Here is a 17,976-nt window from a genome sequence, read left to right on the forward strand (position 1 = left end):
TTAGATCTGGTGCCTGTGAAGTACGGATTCATCTTGCCGGGTGGCACCGCGGTGCAGCAGCTCGAGCAGGCCGTCCTGGCCGAGGAGTCCGGCTGGGACGGCGTGTTCGTATGGGAAGCGCCTTACGGTGTCGACGCCTGGGCGTTGCTGGCCGCGATCGCGGCGCGGACGTCGCGAGTGCGACTGGGGACGATGCTGACGCCGTTGCCCTGGCGGCGGCCCTGGAAGGTCGCGAGTCAGGTGGCGACGCTCGACCAGCTGTCCGGCGGGCGGGCGGTGCTGGCGGTCGGGCTCGGGGCGGTCTGGTCCGGCGCCGCCGTCGATCCGACCGAACGGCGGGTCAAGGCCTCGCTGCTCGACGAAGGGCTCGACATCGTGCAGGGCCTGTGGGCCGGGCGCCAGGCCTACGCCGGGAAGCACTACCAACTGGCGCTGGACGAACGAGAAGACCTCGCGGCGGTTGCCCGTCCAGTACAGCAACGCATCCCGGTCTGGGTGGTCGGCGCCTGGCCACACCCGAGGTCGATGCGTCGCGCCCTCCGCTGCGACGGCCTGCTGCCCGCGGGAGCCGCGGACAGCCCGGACGACATCCGCGCGATCAGGGCGTGGCTGGCTGACAACGGCGCCGGAGAGCTTCGACGTTCTCGCAGAAGGCGAAACGCCGGCCGCCGACCCTGCCCAGGCACGCGCCCTCGTACGGCCGTGGGTCGAGGCCGGGTGCACGTGGTGGATGGAGACGCGCTGGGAGATGCCGCACCACTCCGACGAACGGATGCGGCAGTCGAGGGAGCGGCTGGCCGCCGGCCCGCCCAGCTGACCCTCGCCTGCCCTACGCCCCATCGTGTGCGCCCACCGCCCGCGCTCACCACCGCGGCCATCCCCACCGCCCAGCGCGTGTCGACATTCCTGTCGGCAATCCCGTCGACATTCCTGTCGGCAATCCCGTCGACATTCCTGGCGCCGATCCTGTCGGCAATCCTGGCGCCGATCCTGTCGGCAATCCTGGCGCCGATCCTGTCGGCAATCCTGGCCGCAATCCCGTCGCCAATCCCGTCGCCAATCCTGTCGCCAATCCTGTCGCCAATCCTGTCGCCAATCCCGTCGCCAATCCTGTCGCCAATCCCGTCGCCAATCCTGGCGCCAATCCCGTCGCCAATCCTGGCCGCAATCCCGTCGCCAATCCCGGCGGCAATCCCGTCGCCCGGCGCCGCTGCGCAGCTCCGATGTCACAGGACGAGGACGGGCGTCATCTTCCTGCCATTCGCAGCCCTTGACACACCGTGACCCGGCTCCTACTCTCGATGCGTTTTCCAAGCTCGGAAATCGATTACTTGGCCGGGAGGGCGTTCAATGCCGAGATTGACCAGCAAGCTGTGCCACCTCGCTTCCGCAACCGCCGCACTCCTCGTCATCTCGCTGGCAGCCCCGGCCGCTGCCGCCCCGTCCATGTCCGCGTCCGCGTCCGCTCCCCAAGCGAAGACAACCACCCCGGCCGCTCTCAGCGCGTCCGCCACCCAGCACGGACCCGTCGGCTGGGAGACGTATCGACAGCTCGACCGCCTGACCGAAATCGGAAGCGACTCCCGTACCCGCCAGTTCTCCAGCTTCGACCGCGGCGACGGCAACGACGACGGCTTCGGCGGTACGTACTCCTGCCTCCGCCAAACCGACGCCGGCTGTGTCATCGCCGAGCACGAAGGCGCCGGCGAGGTCGACTCGATCTGGTTCACCCGCGACGGCGGCACCGTCACCAACACCGGCACGATCACCGTCGAGCTCGACGGCACGCCAGTCGTCAGCGCTCCGCTCCAGGACCTCGTCGACGGCAAGCAGGGCGCGCCGTTCGTCCATCCTCTCGTCGCGAACGCGGACCAGAGCTCCGGTGGCGTCTACATCAAGGTGCCGATGCCCTACCGCACCCAGATGCGCATCACCACCCAGCACAACCCGCTCTTCTACCACGTCACCTACCGCCAGTTCGGCGACCCGCAGGGCATCGTGACGTTCGATCCAGGCGACCAGGCGCTCGACGTCATCGCCAAGCTGCGCGCCTCCGGCACCGCCGACCCGAAGCCCACCCAGCTCAACGTCCGGACGATCGACCGCACCACCGACATCGCGGCAGGCACCTCGGCAACGGTCGCGAGCAGCAGCCGGCCGGGAGCCCTTACCCAGCTACGGATCCGCATCCCACAGCTCGCCGAGTCCACGCCGGACCACACACGTTCCGCTCCGCCGAAGCCGTCCCCCTCGGCGCTCGACCCGCGTAAGGCCCGCTGGATCCGCCCCGATCCGCGCACCGCCAAGCACACCGCGCGCACCGAGGCCTCCGACGACATCCTCGCCAACACACGAATCCGTCTCACGTTCGACGGCGACCGGACGGTCGACGCACCGCTAGGCGAGTTCTTCGGCAGCGGCCTCGGCCTCTACACCGTTCAATCGTTGATGTTCGGCATCGATCCGGCCTCCAGGACGTTGACCGCCTGGTGGTTGATGCCGTACGCCGGATCCGCCAAAGTCCAGCTCTACAACGGATCCGGCACAGCGATCAGCGGCCTCGAGTCGTCCGTCACCGTCTCCGACAACCCGGTCTGGAAGCAGCGCCTCGACTCCGGGCGAACCGGCCGCTTCCGTACGACCACCAACCGCGAGCAGACCGAGCTCGGTCGCGACCACGTGTTCCTCGAGACCGCGGGAACGGGTCGCATCGTCGGCGTCACGCACACGGTCGAGGGCCGGATCCCGGCCGGCAACCTGCGCAACTACCTCGAGGGCGACGAGCGCCTCTTCGTCGACGGCTCCCTGAGCCCGGACCTCCACGGCACGGGCACGGAGGACTTCTACGAAGGCGGTTGGTACTTCAACCGCGGTCCGTTCAGCGCGCCCATGACCGGGAACCCTGCGCACGAGGAAGCCGGCGGCGGCTGCCAGTACGACTGCACCGGCCTCTACCGCCTTACGCTCGCCGAGGGAATCGACTTCGCCAGCAAGGTCCGCTTCGGCATCGAGCACGGGCCGGGCAACGACGCCGACGCGATCGAGGGCTCGACGGCCTACTGGTACGGCCGGACGCGCGGCACGCTGCAGTGGACCGACAGCCTCGACGTCGGTGGCACCACGACGACCAGCCGCTTCGAGGCGGTCGACGGGCCGGTCGAGCCGGTCGCACTGGACGGGACGGCGACGTCCGCACCGGTCAGCCTCAGCCTGCGCGTCGCGCGCGACAACCGCGGGGTCACCCTGCGCCGGATCTCCAACCAGACAAGCGCCTACCAGTCGGCTCGCGTCACCGTCGACGGCACCGACGCCGGCCTCTGGACGCAACCGCTGGCCAACCGGCAACGCCAGTGGCTGGACGACTTCTACCAGTTGCCGGCCGCCCTGACCGCCGGCAAGACGCGGATCACCGTCACGCTGACACCGGCCGACGGCAGTCCGCCGTGGAGCGCCGCCTACTACGCGGCCCTGTCCACCCGGCCGTCCGCGCCCGACACGACCGCTCCCAGCCAGGTCACCGGGCTCACCGCGACGTCCGGCGAAGGCACCGCGATCACGCTCAGCTGGAAGCCGGCGCGCGACGACATCTACGCGCCGCGGTACGTGGTGTACGCGTCGACGCGGCCCGACTTCAGGCCTGCTCCCGCCAACCGGATCGGCACGTCGCGCGCGTCCGGCTTCCTGCACAGCGGACTGGACATCCGGCAGACGTTGTACTACCGCGTCCGCGCGGTCGATCTGGCCGGCCACGCCGGGGCGCTCTCGGCACAGGCCAGTGCGCGTACCGGCGACACGCTAAGAATAGAAGGCGAGTCGCTGGTCGCCGGAGCGACCGCGACCGGGCCGATCCAGGTGCAGGGCAACTGCTGCGGCATCGAGTGGTCCGGCGGAGCCCAACTCTGGTTCACGCCGGCAGCGCCGGGCACCGTCACGGCCCACTTCGAGCTCGGCACCGCCGGAACGTACAGCCTGGCAGGCGTTCAGACGCTCGCCCGCGACTACGGCATCAACGTGCTCCGGCTCGACGGCGAGCAGCTCGGCGAACCGTTCGACGCCTACCACTCCCCCGAGGTCGCGGTCAGTGGGCCGATCGACTACGGCAGCAGGCAGCTCGCCGCCGGCTCGCACACGCTCGTCATCGACGTGACGGGCAAGAACGCCGAATCCGTCAGCTACATGGCGGGTCTCGACTATCTGCAGCTCCAGCTGGAGGACGGGTGACGTTCGCCCAGATGTCGGCTCAGACAGTCCTGGCCATGCGCGGCATCGGCAAGAGCTTCCCCGGTGTCCGCGCACTGGACGGCATCTCGCTGGAGGTGCGGTCCGGCGAAGTGCACGCCCTGCTTGGGGAAAACGGCGCCGGCAAGTCGACGTTGTGCAACATCCTGTCGGGCGCGTTCCCCCACTACGACGGCGAGATCGAGGTACGCGGCGAGCCCGCGAACATCCACTCGCCGCGCGACGCGCAGGCGCTCGGCATCGCGATGATCCACCAGGAGCTCGAGCTCGTACCTGACATGTCGATCGCCGACAACATCTTCCTGGGAAGGGAACCACGCACCAAACGCGGCACCATAGACCGCCGTTCGATGCGCACGCGGTCCAGCGAACTGCTGGCCGGGCTCGGGTTGCGGCTGGATCCACGCCGCCTGATCCGGCACTGCCGGATCGCCGAACAGCAGCTGATCGAGGTCGCGAAGGCGCTGTCGCTCTCCGTCTCGATCCTCATCATGGACGAGCCGACGTCCGCCCTCGCCGATGCCGAGGTGCGCCGGCTGTTCGACGTGATCCGTACGCTGACCGCGCGCGGCGTCGCGGTCGTCTACATCTCGCACCGGCTGGAGGAGCTCGACGAGATCGCCGATCGCGTCACCGTGCTGCGCGACGGCACGTACGTCGGTACGGTTCTGCGCGAGCACGCCGAACGTGCCGAGCTGATCCGGATGATGGTGGGCCGGCCACTCGGCGAGCTGTTTCCCCGGCTACCCGCGACCGAGGGCGACGCGCCGGAACGGCTACGGGCCGAGAACCTCTGCCTGGAAGGCGATTCGCGGGCCGGGCGGGCCGCCCTGCACAACGTCGACCTGTCCGTACGGGCCGGTGAGATCGTCGGCCTGGCCGGGCTGATGGGCGCCGGCCGGACCGAGGTGCTGTCGGCCATCTACGGCGCGTACGCGGATCACCTGGTGCGTGGGCGCCTCACGGTCGACGGCGCCCGCTACCGGCCACGTTCGCCGGCGTACGCGATCCGGCGCGGCTTGGCGTTGGTCGCCGAGGACCGCAAGACCGAGAGCCTCGTCCCCGGGAACACCGTGCGGTTCAACGCGAGTCTCGCTGCCCTGAAGGCGTTCCGGCGCTGGTTCGGCGTCGACGCGCGGCAGGAACGGGCGGCGGTCGCCGCGCAGGTCGAGGCGCTGCGGATTCGTACGCCCGGGCTGACCACGACGGTCGCGAACCTTTCCGGCGGGAACCAGCAGAAGGTCGTACTCGCCAAGTGCCTGCTCACCAAGCCGTCCGTCCTGCTGATGGACGAGCCGACGCGCGGCATCGACGTCGGCGCGAAGGCCGAGATCTACGCGCTGATGAGCGAACTGGCCGGGCAGGGCGCCGCGATCGTGATGGCGTCGTCTGAGCTGCCGGAGCTGCTGTCGATGTGCGACCGGATCCTTGTGCTGTGCGAGGGCCGGGTGACCGCTGAGTTCGCACGCGAAGAGGCAACCCAGGAACGCGTTCTCGAGGCCGCGACCGCCCGCCAGGTGGTCGTGAGCAACGCCACGCCTTCTCCGGAGGCGATCCCGGACCCCGACCCGCCCGCGAGTGATGGAGTTTCATGACCGCACCAACACAAGCGCCGGAGGAGTCGAGCAACCTGAAGCGCGTGCTTTCGATGCTCGGCTCGTTGCAGGGCTACATCGGACTCGTACTGGTGCTGGCGTTCGGCATCATCAGCAAGGGCGAGATGTTTCTCAACCAGTCCAACCTCACCAACGCCGTTGGTGCGTTCGCGTCTCGCGGCATCCTGGCCGTCGGCGTCACGCTGGTGATCCTGACCGCCGGCATCGACCTGTCGGTCGGCTCGATGCTCGGGCTCGGGTCGATGGTCTCGGCGATCCTGCTGGTCGAGGCAGACCTCAACCCGCTGGTGATTCTCCCGTTGTGCATCCTCGCCGGCGCGGCGATGGGGTTCTGCAACGGCGTCGGCACCACGCTGCTGCGAATCCAGCCGTTCGTGATGACGCTGGCAACCTTGTCGGTGTTTCGCGGGCTCGACCGGCAGATCAGCGACAACGTCAGCATAGGAACGCAGATCGTCCAGGACGATGGAAAGCTGACGCCCCACTCGGAGCAGTTCCAGCTGTTCGGCACGCCGGGTTCGAACCTGTTCGAAGGCGTGCTCGGTGCCGGTGTCTATTACCCCGTGATCGCGTTCGTGGCCGTCTGCATCGTCTTCCAGCTGATCCTGTCGAAGACGACGTTCGGGCGGCACATCTACGCCGTCGGCGGCAACGAGACCGCCGCTCGACTGTCCGGTGTCAACGTGACGCGGGTGAAGATCGCCGTGTTCACGTTGTCCGGTGTGCTCGCGGGCTTCGCCGGGCCGATCGACGCGGCTTACCGGGCGTCGGCGGATCCTCAAGCGGGCTTGACGTACGAGCTCGACGCCATCGCGGCCGCCGTTATCGGCGGCGCCAGCCTGGCCGGCGGGCGAGGCTCGATCGTCGGGACGTTCGTCGGTGCGCTGATCCTCACGTTGCTCGACAACGTGCTGGGGCTGAACGCCGTGAGTGACAACCTGCAGCTCATCATCAAGGGACTCATCGTCGTGCTCGCCGTGACGTTGCAGCGTCCCGACCTGCTTTCCAGCCTCGCCGCGGCGGTCCGTCGCGCCTTTCGACGCAAGGAGATGACACATGATTCCCCTCCCTAGGCACAGTAAGCGGATCGTCTCGGCGGTGCTCGCCGGCGTAGGCGCGCTGGCGCTCGCGGCGGCCTGCGCGTCGACGCCGACCGCCGGGCCGACGTCGTCATCGGACTCGAAGGCGGACGGCGGCAAGAAGCAGTTCGTCGTCGGATACTCGCAGTCGAACAACGCCGAGCCGTACCGCGCGCAGCTCAACAAGCAGCTGGAGTACTTCGTCGCGCAGTACCCCGACCTGAAGCTGCTGGACATCGCCGACGCGCAGCAGGACTCCGGCAAGCAGGTCTCGCACGTACAGCAGTTCGTGCAGCAGAAGGTCGACGTGCTGATCGTGTCGCCCAACGAGGCGGCGCCGTTGACCGCGGCCGTGCAGCAGGCGTGTGACGCCGGGATCCCGGTCATCATCCTCGACCGTACGGTCAACACCGACTGCTACTCCGCGTTCATCGGCGGCGACAACTATGTCGCGGGCAAGAAGGCCGGCGAGCTCGCGGTGCAGCTGCTGCCGTCTGGCGGGAACGTCGTCGAGCTGCAGGGCATCCTGTCCAACCAGCCGCAGATCGACCGCGACAAAGGCTTCCGGGACGCGATCAAGGCCAACCCGAAGATCAAGATCATCGATCATCGTGAGGCGAAGTGGCTGAAGGAGGAGGCCACGAAGGTGATGGACCAGTGGCTGGCGCGGGGCCTTTCGATCGACCTGGTGTACGCGGAGAACGACCCGATGGCGTTGGGCGCTTACCTTTCGGCGACGGCGAAGCGCAAGCAGAACTCCATCAAGTTCATCGGCACGGACGGGCTGGCGATCGCCGAAGGCGGGATCCGGGCGGTGCAGCAGGGGAAGCTGGCGGGCTCGTTCATCTACCCGACCGGCGCTGAGGAGGCCGCGAAGGCTGCCGAGGCACTGGCGAACGGGAAGACCGTGCAGAAGAAGCAGGTGCTCGACATCCAGGCGGTGACGCCGGAGAACGCGGCGAAGCTGTACGAGCAGTACGACTTCAGCGACAAGTAGCTGTCCGGCCGGCCGCGGGTGCCGGCCGCGGGTGCCGGCCGCGGGTGCCGGCCGCCGGAGGTCGGTCAGTTGACGCGGGCGTCGTACTCGTCGCGGTTGGCGAGTACGACGTCCATGTGTGCCTCGGCCCACTGCTTGATGCCGCGCATGACCTCGTGGAGCGAGAGGCCGAGCTCGGTGAGCTCGTAGGTGACGGTGACCGGCACGGTCGGCGTCACCGTGCGGGTGAGCAGGCCGTCGCGCTCGAGGGAGCGCAGTGTCTGGGTGAGCATCTTCTGGCTGACGCCGGCGAGCCGGCGGGACAGCTCGGAGTAGCGCATCGGGCGCGGGTCGCCCGCGCAGTCGCTCGTGGGGTACGGGCCGCCGCTGCCGAGGGCGGCCAGGATCAGCGCGACCCACTTGTCGGAGATCCGGTCGAGCAGCTGACGGCTGGGGCAGCCGGCGAAGAACGCGTTGTACTCCACCTTGGCCTCTGCCCGCTCCTGGGCTTTGGTCTGGGTCGGCATGGTTCTACGCTCCTCCCTCTCCTCGGCGTTCGCTACGCACTTCGAAGTGCCTACTTTCCGAAAGAGAGTAACCGATCCAGAGTGGTGTTGTCGATGAACGAACCTATTCGAGGAGCGAATCGTGAACACCACTACTTTTCGTACCGCTGTCGTCCGTACACCGGCCGGACCTGACTCGATCGAGCTGATCGACGTTCCGGTCGTGGAGCCGGGGGCTGGTGAGGTCCGGGTCCAGGTCGCCGCGGCGGCCGTGAACCCTGTCGACCTCGCGGTGGCGGACGGCTTCTTTCACTCGTTGGGGCTGATCAACCAGCCTTCGTACACCGGATTGGGCATCGATTTCGCGGGCACCGTGTCCGCGGTTGGGCCCGGGGTTTCACTGGCGGTGGGCACGCGGGTGGCGGGCTTGGTGATCGGCTTCGACCGGTCGTTCAGCACATACGCGGAGCAACTGGTCGTGCCGGTGAGTTCGCTCGCCGTCGTACCGTCCGGGCTGGACCTGACGCTGGCGTCGACGGTGCCGGTCAACGGCCTGGCGGCGGCGCAACTGCTCGACCTCCTGGGCGATGCGCCCGCGGGCGGCGGCCGGCTCCTGGTGACGGGAGCGGCCGGCGCTGTTGGGGCTTACGTGGTCGCGCTCGCGCCGGACCGCGGCTGGCAGGTGACGGGGCTGGCGCGTACGGAGGACGAGGAGTTCGTCCGCGGGCTGGGCGCCGACTTCGCGGCGGAGCCGTCCGGAGGGTGGGACGCGGTGGCCGACACGGCATCCCTGCAGGCCGAGAGCCTCGCCTGGGTCCGCGACGGCGGCAAGTGGGCCGGCGTCCGCCCCGGCGCCGACCCGACGCCGGAACGCGACATCACCGTGGCGACCGTCTTCACCGAGCCGGACAGCGCCCGCCTGGCCGACCTGCTGGCCCGCGCCGCCTCCGGCCGCCTGCCGGCCCGCGTCCACACGGTCCTGCCGCTTACCCGCGCCGCCGACGCGCACCGCGCGGTGGCCAAGGGCGGCATCCGCGGCCGCTACGTACTCCAACCCTGATCAACGCCGCCGGCGAGGAACGCGGAGGATCGCCCGGGCCGGTGGGTCCGGGCGATTCCTCTGTTGTCACCTGGACGGCTCGCTCGCCAGTCACGTGCGGTCTGGCCGAACGGGACCCGCCCGCCGCGTCGAAGCCAGCTGGCTGGTCGAGCTCCGCCGCCAACGTCGCCACCTCATCCAGCCACAACAGGTGATCGACGGTGCAGCGGGAAGATGCCATCCCACCACCTGATCGGCCAGCTGACCCGGCGGTCGGTCAGGATCGCCGCCGCGATCTCGGCGGCGGCCCTGGCGCCAGGCCTCAGCGCCACCATCACGTCGAGGCTGGCTGGCCGGTCGAGGTCAGCCGCCAACTCCGCCGCCTCATCCGGCCGCGACAGGCAGCCGGCGTGCAGCGGGAACATGCCATCCCACCGCCTGGCACCCGCCCGCCGCAGCGATGCCGCCGAGGACTCGGCACCCGTTGGCGTCCGGCCCGAGCGCCACCACCACATCGAAGCCCTCCGACCAGTCGAGCTCGACCACCAGCTCCGCGACCTCGCTCGGGCAGCCGCCGCCATGCCCGCGTCGGTCGTCGGGTCGGGATCATGGCTGCCAGGCCGCACGTCAGCGGGGCGGGCGGGCCTCCAGCCGTTTCCGCGTCTGGCTGACGGAACCTCCAGACTATCGATCGCCCAGGTGTCCACAGCTGCCGCAAACTCGGCACCCGTGGCACCCGGCCCGAGTGCCACCGCTACGTCGAAGCCGGCTGACTGGTCGAGCTCAGCCACCAGCTCCACCACCTCATCCCGGCTACAACAGATGGTCGACGAGCGGCGGGAAGATGCCATCCCACACCACCCGGCCCGCCGCACCCCAGGCGGTAGGGCAGCGTCGTCGCCGCGAACTCGGCGCCGGTGACGCCCGGGCCCAGCGCCACCATCACGTCGAGGCCCTCCGGCCGGTCGAGCTCGGCCACCAGCTCCGCGACCTCGCTCGGGCAGCCGCCATGCCCGCGTCGGTCGTCGGGTCGGGATCATGGCTGCCCGGGCCGCAGGTCACCTGGGCGGGCCGGCCTCCAGCCGCTTCCGGGTCTGGCTGAACGAGACCTCCGGACCCTCCGGGCCATCGATCGCCCAGGTCGCCCCGGCCGCTGCGAACTCGGCACCCGTGACGCCGGGCCCCAGCGCCACCACCACGTCGTAGCCCTCCGGCTGGTCGAGCTCGGCCACCAACTCGGCCACCTCATCCGGTCGCAGCAGATGGTCCATGTGCAGCGGGAAGATCCCATCCCACCGCTTCGCCCGCCGCACGCCGCGGCGGTAGGGCAGCATCGCCGCCACCCAGATCGGTGGGCGCGGTTGTTGGAGGGATGCCGGCTGCAGCTGCGCGTTGACTTGGTAGTGGTCGCCCTGGAAGTCGACCGGTGCGCCGCGCAGGAAGCCGTCGAGCAGGACGAGGCCTTCGTCGAGCTTGGCGCCGTGGACGCGCGGGTCGGCCGACTCGCCGAATGCGGCGTACTCCGCCTCCACCGGTACGCCGAGCCCCACGCCCACGATCAGCCGGCCGCCGCTGAGGTGGTCGAGCGTCGTGATCTCCTTGGCGAGCTTCCACGGCCGCCGCCGCGGCACCGGCGTGACGAGCGCGCCGAGCTTGATCGTCGACGTGCGCGCGGCGATCGCGCCCATCAGCACCCAGGGGTCGAGCGTGGCCGGACGGTCGTTCGGGTCGAGGACGAGGTGGTCCCAGAGGAAGAAGCCGTCCCATCCGGCCGCCTCGCAGGCCACCGCGAAGTCGATCAGCTGAGTAGGGTCGCCAACATTCGGAATGCTCACTCCGTAGCGCATGTGATGAGGTCTACCACTGAGCACCGACAGCGTGAGGAGGCTGCATGCTCGAGGCGACTGGCGTCGGCGACGAGGAGGAACGGATCTACCGGCTGCTCGTCGCCGGACTCGAGACCGACCCTGCCAAGCTCGGCAGGCAGGCCGGGCTCGACGCCGGGCAGACCATTGCCGTACTCGAGTCGCTGCACGCGAAGGGCCTGGTCAGCCGCGTCTCGGGCACCGAGCAGCGGTACACCCCGACGCCACCGGACGTCGGTTTCGGGCCGTTGCTCCTCCGGACCCAGGAGCAGCTGGAGTGGGCGCGCAGCGCGATCGCGCAGCTGACCGAGGAATACCGCAGCAGCGTCCGCCGCCGCGACGCGACCCAGCTCGTCGAAGTGCTCGTCGGGCAGGCCGCGATCCGGCAGCAGCTGCGCAGCCTGCAACTGTCGGCGCGTAGTGAGATCGTGTGGTTCTGCAAGGCCGGTCACGTCGCGATGCCGTCATCCGACAACACCGAGGAGTTCGAGGCGCTGGCCAAGGGCGTTCGCTACCGCGTGATCTACGAGCGCGCCCTCCTCGAGGAACTCGGCATGCTCGACAGCGTCGCCGAGGGCGTGGCCCGCGGCGAGGAGGCCCGGGCCACCTCCGCGCTCCCCGTCCGCCTGGCCATCGCCGACCGGGCGATCGCGTTGTGCCCGCTCGTCCCGGTGGCCGACGGCCTCGGCGAGCCGACCGCCGCCCTCGTCCGCGACAGCAACCTCCTGACCGCGCTCGTGGCGCTGTTCGAACGCTACTGGGAACGGTCGTCGCCGCTGTTCGCCGAGGACACGCCGGTCAGCGGACTGTTGACCGCCGACGAGGAACAGTTGCTGTCGCTCCTCGTGGCCGGCGTGACCGACAAGGCGATCGCGAGTCGCCTGTCGGTCAGCCAGCGAACCGTCCAGCGCCGCATCGCCGACCTCCTGATCCGGGCGAACGCCCACACCCGCGCCCAGCTGGCCTGGCAGGCCGCCCGGCTCGGCTGGCTCGACAAGAGCACGATCGACGCCACCGGCAGCAGCTGAGAGCGCATCCACCCGTACCGGCAGCCGGCCGCCCCCGCAGTTTGCGGCTACCGCAAACTGCGGGGGCCGGTTCCTACCGCAGCCCGTAGGCGCGGCCCACGGTCTGGTCGATCGCGTTGCCGGCCTTGTCCTCGGCCCGCACGCGCAGGGTCACGAAGCCGTTCGTCCGATCCAGCCGCGGGTGCCACACCAGCGCCCGATACCGGCCGCCGCTGACCGGGAACACGCTCGCCCGGGTCCACGTCGCGCCGTCGTCGTAGGAGGTCCACAGCGCCATCGACTTCACGGCACCAACGCCGGCAGCCCTCGACACCCCGTCCTGCTGCCGCGCCGTCAGATCGATCACGAACGGCAACCCCGCCACCGTCCGGTTCCGCAGGTCGGTCGTCACGTCGTAGTCGACCTGCAGCAACGGCAGCGCCACCGCGTCGTCGTCCGCCGAGGCCCGTTCCGAGCGGAACGTCCACGCCGTGTCGGTCCGCGGCGCGAACTCCCACTCCGCGCTCTCGCGCCGCACGTTCATCTCCAGCCGATACTCCGCAGAGCCCGCGACCGTCTCGAAGTCGCCCCACGCCCAGTCGCCCTCGTAGACCAGCGCGCCGTCGCGATAGAGCTTCGCGTGCCCCTGGTCCGGCTCGGCGCCCCAGTCGCCTTCCGCCAGCCCGTAGTGCGCGCTCCCCGAGTCGACCCACTCCGGAATCCGCAGCCGCAGGACGTCACCCACCCGAGTGGCGCCCGCGCCCGGTACCCCACGCGGGATCGACGGCCGCACGACCGGGCTGAACCACGAGTCGCTGACCCGCTCGCCCGCCCGATACGTACGCGGCGCCTGCGTCATCCCACCCGACAGCTTCTGCATCTCGTCCCACGTCAGGAAGTGCTTGACGTTCTGCTGCCAAACCGTGTCGCCGGCCGTGATCAGCTCCTGCCGGGTCTGCGGTGTGCGCACCAGCCGCTGGTACTGGTTGATCGCGGAGTCCTGCCACGGCCGCCACCCGAACCGCTGCTCCTTCGCCCAGTCGCCGCCGCCGGCATCGTGATACGCGGCGGAGACGGTCGCGGAGTTGGACGTGCTCACGCGGTACACAACCTGCTCCGGCACGCGCTGCCGCGACACCTGCATGACGTCGTAGAGGTACGGACTGGCCAGCTGGCCGTTCAGGTCGACGTCGACCCGCCCCGCCGACAGCGCCGCGATCAGCTGCGCGCCCTGCGCGTTGGACACCAGCACGCTCATGGTCGGCAGCCGGTCGCCCTTCGGCGTCCACTTCGTCCACGGAGATCCCGTCGGCTTCACCACGATGAGCGCCATCGCGGCACCGGCCGCCGCAGCGTTCGAGGTCAGCTCCTCCCAGTTCTCCTTGGTCGCCGACACCACCACGAGCTTGCCCCGCACGTTCTTGCCCTCGTAGTCCGGCAAGGCGCCGGCGCCGACGTAGACCGCCCGCAGGCGCTTCCGCCCTTCCAGCACAGGCGACTGGTGTACGTAGAACGGCTCGAGCGACTGCCCGTTCGCCGAGACGGTCAGCATCGGCGCGATCTTCTGCCAGCGCGTGCCGAACTCGAACGACCCGCTGGTCACCGTCGAGGTCGGTGTCACGTAGATGTTGCGTACGGTGTCGAACTCCATGTGGAAGTGGCTGACGCTACGCGAGCCGAAATCACGGTGGGAGTAGAAGCTCAATGCCCCACTCTGCCTGGAAGGCTTCGGCGTCTGGATGACCACCTGGTTGGCCTTCCGCGCGTCCAGCACGATGTTCAGGTCGCCGCTGACCGAGACCGCGGGATCGACGATGACGTAGTCCTCCTCGTCCGGCGCCCTCCCGCCGGAGATCACGCCGTGCAGGAAGTATGTGCCCTCGGCGACCTCCACTGTCTTCGTGGCGCCGGCCGGCAGGTAGCCCAGCGAGTCGTAGCGCGAGTCCTCGCCGTAGAACGTGAACGGGATCACCGTTGCGGGCTTGCCGTCCCGCCCGACCGCGGTGAACGAGACCTTGTGCTTCGGCGCGTCCCTCATCAGTCCCAGCGACGTGTGCACGGCAACGGCACCGTCATCCGTACGCGCCTCCAGGTAGCCGCCGTAACGACCGCGAGCCAGCAGGTCCGGCCGCACCGAGACCGGCACGCTGAGCGTCGAACCGGGCGCCACCTCGACGCTCGACGCCTCGGTCGTGATCGACCCCGGCGCCGGCGGATTGCCGCCAGGACCCTTCACCACAAGGGAAAGCGCCAGCCTGACCGCGGAGTCCGTCGTGTTGGTGTACGTCACGGTCCTACGAACCTCGCCCGCGTCGGCGTTGGCGGGCAGGTGCCCGAGGTCGAGCGTCGCGGTGCCGTAGACGCCTTGCGACACGGCCCGCTCGACGTCGACCCGGCCGCCGCCCTGCTCGTAGACCGTCAACGAGTCGTTGCGCAGCGACGTGCTGGCCAGCCCGTCCTTGAGCTGCGCACCCGTCCAGTCCGGATGCCGCTGCGCGAGGATCGCCGCCGCACCGGCCACGTGTGGCGCCGCCATCGACGTACCGGAAGCCGCGGTGTAGTACGTATCCACCGGCGTCCCCATCGCCGTTCCACCGGCTCGGGCGGCCACGATCCCCACGCCGGGAGCGGTGATGTCCGGTTTGACCGCGAAGTCGCCCTCGCGCGGCCCGCGGCTGGAGAACGGCGCCAGTGCTTCGTCGCGATCGACGGCGCCGACGGTCAGCGCCGCGTCGGCGGCACCAGGCGTGCCGATCGTGAACTCGCCTTGCTCACCGTCGTTTCCGGCCGAGCACACGAACAACGCACCGGTCGTCGCGCTGAGCGTGTTCACGCCGGCGCTCAACGGATCGGTGCCATCGGTCGGTCCGCCGCCAAGGCTCATGTTGACGACCGAAGCGCCGGCGTCGATCGCCCACTCCATGCCGTCGAGGATCCACGACTCGTAGCCGTAGCCGTCGTCGTCCAGCACCTTGCCCACAACGAGTTTCGCGCCCGGCGCCACGCCTTTCCGGCGTCCGGCCGATGCGGATCCGGTGCCCGCGATCGTCGCCGACACGTGTGTTCCGTGGCCGAACCTGTCTTGCGTGGTAGGGCTGTCGGTGAAGTTCTTCGTCGCCGCGACGACGCCCTCGAGGTCGGGATGTGCCGTGTCGACGCCGGTGTCCAGGACTCCGACGGTGACCCCGGTCCCGTCGTAGCCGGCTTCCCACGCCTCCGGCGCGCCGATCTGCGGCACGCTGTGCTCGAGGTCTGCCTTCAGCTTGCGGTCCAGCCAGATCCGGTCGATCCCGCCGTCCAGCGAACGCGCGGACGGCGAGGTGATCGAGGCCCAGAAGGCCTCCGCGTCACCCTTGTCCGCGGCGACCGCACGGCCGTTGATCGACTCCAGTGCCGCACCGACGTCGGCCGCCCGCAGCGCCTGCGTTGTCACCGTACGTTCGGCGTCGATTCCCTTGCGGTACGACAGGATCAGCGGGATCGCGGACTGGTGCCGGTCGTCGTACCCCTGCGAAACCAGCTCGGTGACGTTGAACAACGCCGGGTCGAGCCGCCTGGAGTCGAGCAGCGGCAGGACGTCCTCGGGATAGATGTAGAGATCGCCGTCGATCTCGGACTGCTGGAACGCGATCGCGTCCCTGCCCTCACCGGGCACGAACTCGCCGGCCTGCCGACCGTTCGCCTGCTTCCGCAGCCACACGGTGTCGCCTGTGACGAGGGTCACCGACTGAGCGGCCGCGGTGGCAGCCGATCCGGCGGCTGCCGCCCGCACGGGCGCCGCCGGTGCCGCACTCGACGGTGCGGCATGCGCGCCAAGGCATGCCGCTACAGCCACGGCCGTGACCGCGGCGGCGATTCTCCTGTACATGGACCCCTCCCGGATGTACCCCTCCGTCGAGGATCCAGCACGTTTCGCCGCCCGTCACGACTCCGTGGCTGCCGGGCTTACGACATGTCGCAGTTGCGCCAAGTGGTGGTTACGAAGCGGTCTGAGCCGCGAACATCCAGCGATGCTTCTCGAGCGCTCGCAGCAGCTCGATCACGATGTCCTGGCTCACCGGGTCGGCCTTGTCGAGCGGCTCGAGCGTAGCCCGCGCGGTCTCGATCGCCGAGTCCAGCTGCTCGAGCACGGCGGCGACGATCTTGTCGTCGGTCAGAAAGCCCTCCGCGAGGTGCGGCAAGGTGGTCTTGTCAGCAACCGTTTCCGGCCGGCCGTCCACGGCGACTCCCAGCGCCACAACGCGTTCGGCCACATCGTCGGAATAGGTCCGTGCGTCGTCGACCACCGCGTCGATGAGCTCGTGAACGGGCGTGAAGTGCCGTCCGCGTACGTGCCAGTGGGCCTGCTTGAGGTTGAGCGTCAACGCCAGCAGGTCGGTGAGTACGGGCTGCAGGTTCGAAGCGACTTCGGACGCCTGCGCGTGTGTCGTAAGTTTCTGGGTGGCCACCACCAACGACCTCCTTCGCGGTATGTGGTGTCTCCTGGACAGCTACCCGGCACCTGGCGCTTCACACCCGGGCATGAGGGTGGCGGGCGGGGGTAACACGAGGTGATGGCACGGTCAATCTGGCGAGGCAGCGTGAGCTTCGGGCTGGTCAACGTACCGGTGGAGCTGTTCACCGCCACACAGCAGCAGGACGTCGCGTTCCACCAGTTCGAACGCGAGACGAACGAACGTGTGCGCTACAAGCGGGTCGCGGAGGGCACCGATCGCGAAGTCGACTATTCCGATGTGGTCAAGGGATACGAGACGGCCAAGGGGCAGTACGTCATGCTCGACCAGGAGGAGCTGGAGGCGGCCGACCCCGGGAAGTCACGGTCGATCGACATCGGCGACTTCGTTGAGCTGAGCCAGATCGACCCGATCTACTACGAGAAGACGTACTACCTGGCACCTTCCCAGCGTAAGGGCGACGAGGGCGGCGCCAAGGCTTACGCACTGTTGCGAGACGCGATGTCGAAGGCGGGACTGGCCGGCATCGGGTCGTTCGTGATGCGGGGGAAGGAGTACCTCGCGCTGATCCGGCCGTGGAAGCGGGTGCTGACGCTGGAGACGCTGTATTTCGCGGACGAGGTGCGCGATCCGGAGGACCTGCTCGACTCCCTGCCGCGCGAGACGCGGTCCGACAGCCGGGAGCTGAAGACGGCGGTCGACCTGGTGCGGCAGCTGCGTACGGACTGGGAGCCGGAGAAGTACGAGGACAGCTACCGCGTCCGGCTGCTCGAGATCATCGAGGAGAAGGCCAAGGGCAACGAGATCCACATCGAGCCGGAGGCCGACGAGAGCGGCCAGGTCATCGACCTGATGGAGGCGCTGCAGCGCAGCATCGACCAGGCCAAGAGCGGCGGCGGCTCGAAGAAGAAGCAGAAGCAGCAGGGTGACGGCGAGCTGGGCTCGTTGAGCAAGGACGAGTTGTACGAGAAGGCCTCGGACCTGGGCGTACGCGGGCGTTCGAAGATGAGCCGGAAGCAGCTGGAAGCCGCCGTAAGCAAGGCGTCCTGATGCCCAGCTCGCCGAGCCCGACGGCTGGGCCCGTGATGGGTCTTGTCCGTTCGTCTGGTCCCTGTCTTCGCCGACGCGCTCGCCGCCGGGGAAGGCGCCCAGCCGGGCGTCGAAGCTGCCGCCGGCGTAATTCTGCTGACGCCGG

At 69.3% G+C, this 17,976-nt stretch carries 14 protein-coding genes; 8 read left to right on the forward strand and 6 right to left on the reverse strand.

The window, feature by feature from the left end; translation table 11 throughout:
• The first annotated feature begins 15 nt into the window (after window positions 1-15).
• The 5 genes from ACYVF6_RS24520 to ACYVF6_RS24540 all read left to right on the forward strand — a co-directional run bounded on the left by ACYVF6_RS24520 (window position 16) and on the right by ACYVF6_RS24540 (window position 7,931).
• A complete protein-coding gene (locus ACYVF6_RS24520; RefSeq protein WP_460524851.1) occupies window positions 16-1,284 on the forward strand; it encodes an LLM class flavin-dependent oxidoreductase in 1,269 nt (422 codons plus the stop codon).
• Between the two features lie 66 nt (window positions 1,285-1,350).
• Window positions 1,351-4,221: a glycoside hydrolase family 172 protein gene (locus ACYVF6_RS24525; protein WP_460524852.1), complete on the forward strand. Its 2,871-nt coding sequence runs from the start codon at window positions 1,351-1,353 to the stop codon at window positions 4,219-4,221.
• Window positions 4,222-4,232: 11 nt separating this feature from the next.
• The gene (locus ACYVF6_RS24530) at window positions 4,233-5,834 is read left to right on the forward strand and encodes a sugar ABC transporter ATP-binding protein (RefSeq protein ID WP_460524853.1); all 1,602 of its coding nucleotides are present in this window, start codon (window positions 4,233-4,235) and stop codon (window positions 5,832-5,834) included.
• Window positions 5,831-6,928 (forward strand): ABC transporter permease, encoded by a 1,098-nt coding sequence (locus ACYVF6_RS24535; protein WP_460524854.1) that lies wholly within the window; start codon window positions 5,831-5,833, stop codon window positions 6,926-6,928. Before ACYVF6_RS24530 ends, ACYVF6_RS24535 begins: the two co-directional genes overlap by 4 nt.
• The gene (locus ACYVF6_RS24540; RefSeq protein WP_460524855.1) at window positions 6,912-7,931 is read left to right on the forward strand and encodes a substrate-binding domain-containing protein; all 1,020 of its coding nucleotides are present in this window, start codon (window positions 6,912-6,914) and stop codon (window positions 7,929-7,931) included. The genes ACYVF6_RS24535 and ACYVF6_RS24540 overlap by 17 nt, the downstream gene beginning before the upstream one ends.
• 65 nt (window positions 7,932-7,996) lie before the next feature.
• Here the strand turns inward: ACYVF6_RS24540 and ACYVF6_RS24545 are convergent, their stop codons facing one another.
• On the reverse strand, window positions 7,997-8,437 hold the full coding sequence (locus ACYVF6_RS24545; RefSeq protein ID WP_460524856.1) for a winged helix-turn-helix transcriptional regulator: 441 nt from the start codon (window positions 8,435-8,437) through the stop codon (window positions 7,997-7,999).
• A gap of 121 nt (window positions 8,438-8,558) precedes the next feature.
• Between ACYVF6_RS24545 and ACYVF6_RS24550 the strand changes: the two genes are divergently transcribed.
• Window positions 8,559-9,476, forward strand: a complete 918-nt coding sequence (locus ACYVF6_RS24550) for an NADP-dependent oxidoreductase (protein ID WP_460524857.1) — start codon at window positions 8,559-8,561, stop codon at window positions 9,474-9,476.
• A gap of 173 nt (window positions 9,477-9,649) precedes the next feature.
• Here ACYVF6_RS24550 and ACYVF6_RS24555 read toward each other — a convergent pair whose 3' ends face one another.
• The 3 genes from ACYVF6_RS24555 to ACYVF6_RS24565 form a co-directional block, all read right to left on the reverse strand.
• Window positions 9,650-9,880: a hypothetical protein gene (locus tag ACYVF6_RS24555; RefSeq protein ID WP_460524858.1), complete on the reverse strand. Its 231-nt coding sequence runs from the start codon at window positions 9,878-9,880 to the stop codon at window positions 9,650-9,652.
• A gap of 329 nt (window positions 9,881-10,209) precedes the next feature.
• Entirely contained in the window at window positions 10,210-10,434 is a 225-nt protein-coding gene (locus tag ACYVF6_RS24560; protein WP_460524859.1) for a hypothetical protein, read from the reverse strand.
• A 79-nt stretch (window positions 10,435-10,513) separates the two neighbouring features.
• Window positions 10,514-11,290, reverse strand: a complete 777-nt coding sequence (locus tag ACYVF6_RS24565) for an LLM class flavin-dependent oxidoreductase (protein ID WP_460524860.1) — start codon at window positions 11,288-11,290, stop codon at window positions 10,514-10,516.
• Between the two features lie 56 nt (window positions 11,291-11,346).
• Here ACYVF6_RS24565 and ACYVF6_RS24570 point away from each other — a divergent pair, with 56 nt between their 5' ends.
• Window positions 11,347-12,348: a helix-turn-helix domain-containing protein gene (locus ACYVF6_RS24570; RefSeq protein WP_460524861.1), complete on the forward strand. Its 1,002-nt coding sequence runs from the start codon at window positions 11,347-11,349 to the stop codon at window positions 12,346-12,348.
• Window positions 12,349-12,421: 73 nt separating this feature from the next.
• On the opposite strand, the gene ACYVF6_RS24575 is transcribed toward ACYVF6_RS24570, so the two are convergent.
• Together ACYVF6_RS24575 and ACYVF6_RS24580 are read right to left on the reverse strand one after the other, a co-directional pair.
• A complete protein-coding gene (locus ACYVF6_RS24575) occupies window positions 12,422-16,195 on the reverse strand; it encodes a S8/S53 family peptidase (protein ID WP_460524862.1) in 3,774 nt (1,257 codons plus the stop codon).
• Between the two features lie 109 nt (window positions 16,196-16,304).
• Window positions 16,305-16,778 carry a Dps family protein gene (locus ACYVF6_RS24580; protein WP_460524863.1) on the reverse strand — a complete coding sequence of 158 codons (474 nt, stop codon included), beginning with the start codon at window positions 16,776-16,778 and terminating at the stop codon, window positions 16,305-16,307.
• Between the two features lie 102 nt (window positions 16,779-16,880).
• Here ACYVF6_RS24580 and ku point away from each other — a divergent pair, with 102 nt between their 5' ends.
• Entirely contained in the window at window positions 16,881-17,831 is a 951-nt protein-coding gene (ku, locus tag ACYVF6_RS24585) for a non-homologous end joining protein Ku (protein WP_460524864.1), read from the forward strand.
• Window positions 17,832-17,976 lie beyond the last annotated feature (145 nt).

The sequence above is a fragment of the Flindersiella endophytica genome (assembly GCF_054779015.1).

Coding starts and splice junctions, on each gene's coding strand:
- ku (WP_460524864.1), top strand. CDS start 16,881: ATGGCACGGTCAATCTGGCGAGGCAGCGTGAGCTTCGGGCTGGTCAAC.
- ACYVF6_RS24555 (WP_460524858.1), bottom strand. CDS start 9,880: ATGTTCCCGCTGCACGCCGGCTGCCTGTCGCGGCCGGATGAGGCGGCG.
- ACYVF6_RS24530 (WP_460524853.1), top strand. CDS start 4,233: ATGTCGGCTCAGACAGTCCTGGCCATGCGCGGCATCGGCAAGAGCTTC.
- ACYVF6_RS24540 (WP_460524855.1), top strand. CDS start 6,912: ATGATTCCCCTCCCTAGGCACAGTAAGCGGATCGTCTCGGCGGTGCTC.
- ACYVF6_RS24575 (WP_460524862.1), bottom strand. CDS start 16,195: ATGTACAGGAGAATCGCCGCCGCGGTCACGGCCGTGGCTGTAGCGGCA.
- ACYVF6_RS24545 (WP_460524856.1), bottom strand. CDS start 8,437: ATGCCGACCCAGACCAAAGCCCAGGAGCGGGCAGAGGCCAAGGTGGAG.
- ACYVF6_RS24525 (WP_460524852.1), top strand. CDS start 1,351: ATGCCGAGATTGACCAGCAAGCTGTGCCACCTCGCTTCCGCAACCGCC.
- ACYVF6_RS24535 (WP_460524854.1), top strand. CDS start 5,831: ATGACCGCACCAACACAAGCGCCGGAGGAGTCGAGCAACCTGAAGCGC.
- ACYVF6_RS24570 (WP_460524861.1), top strand. CDS start 11,347: ATGCTCGAGGCGACTGGCGTCGGCGACGAGGAGGAACGGATCTACCGG.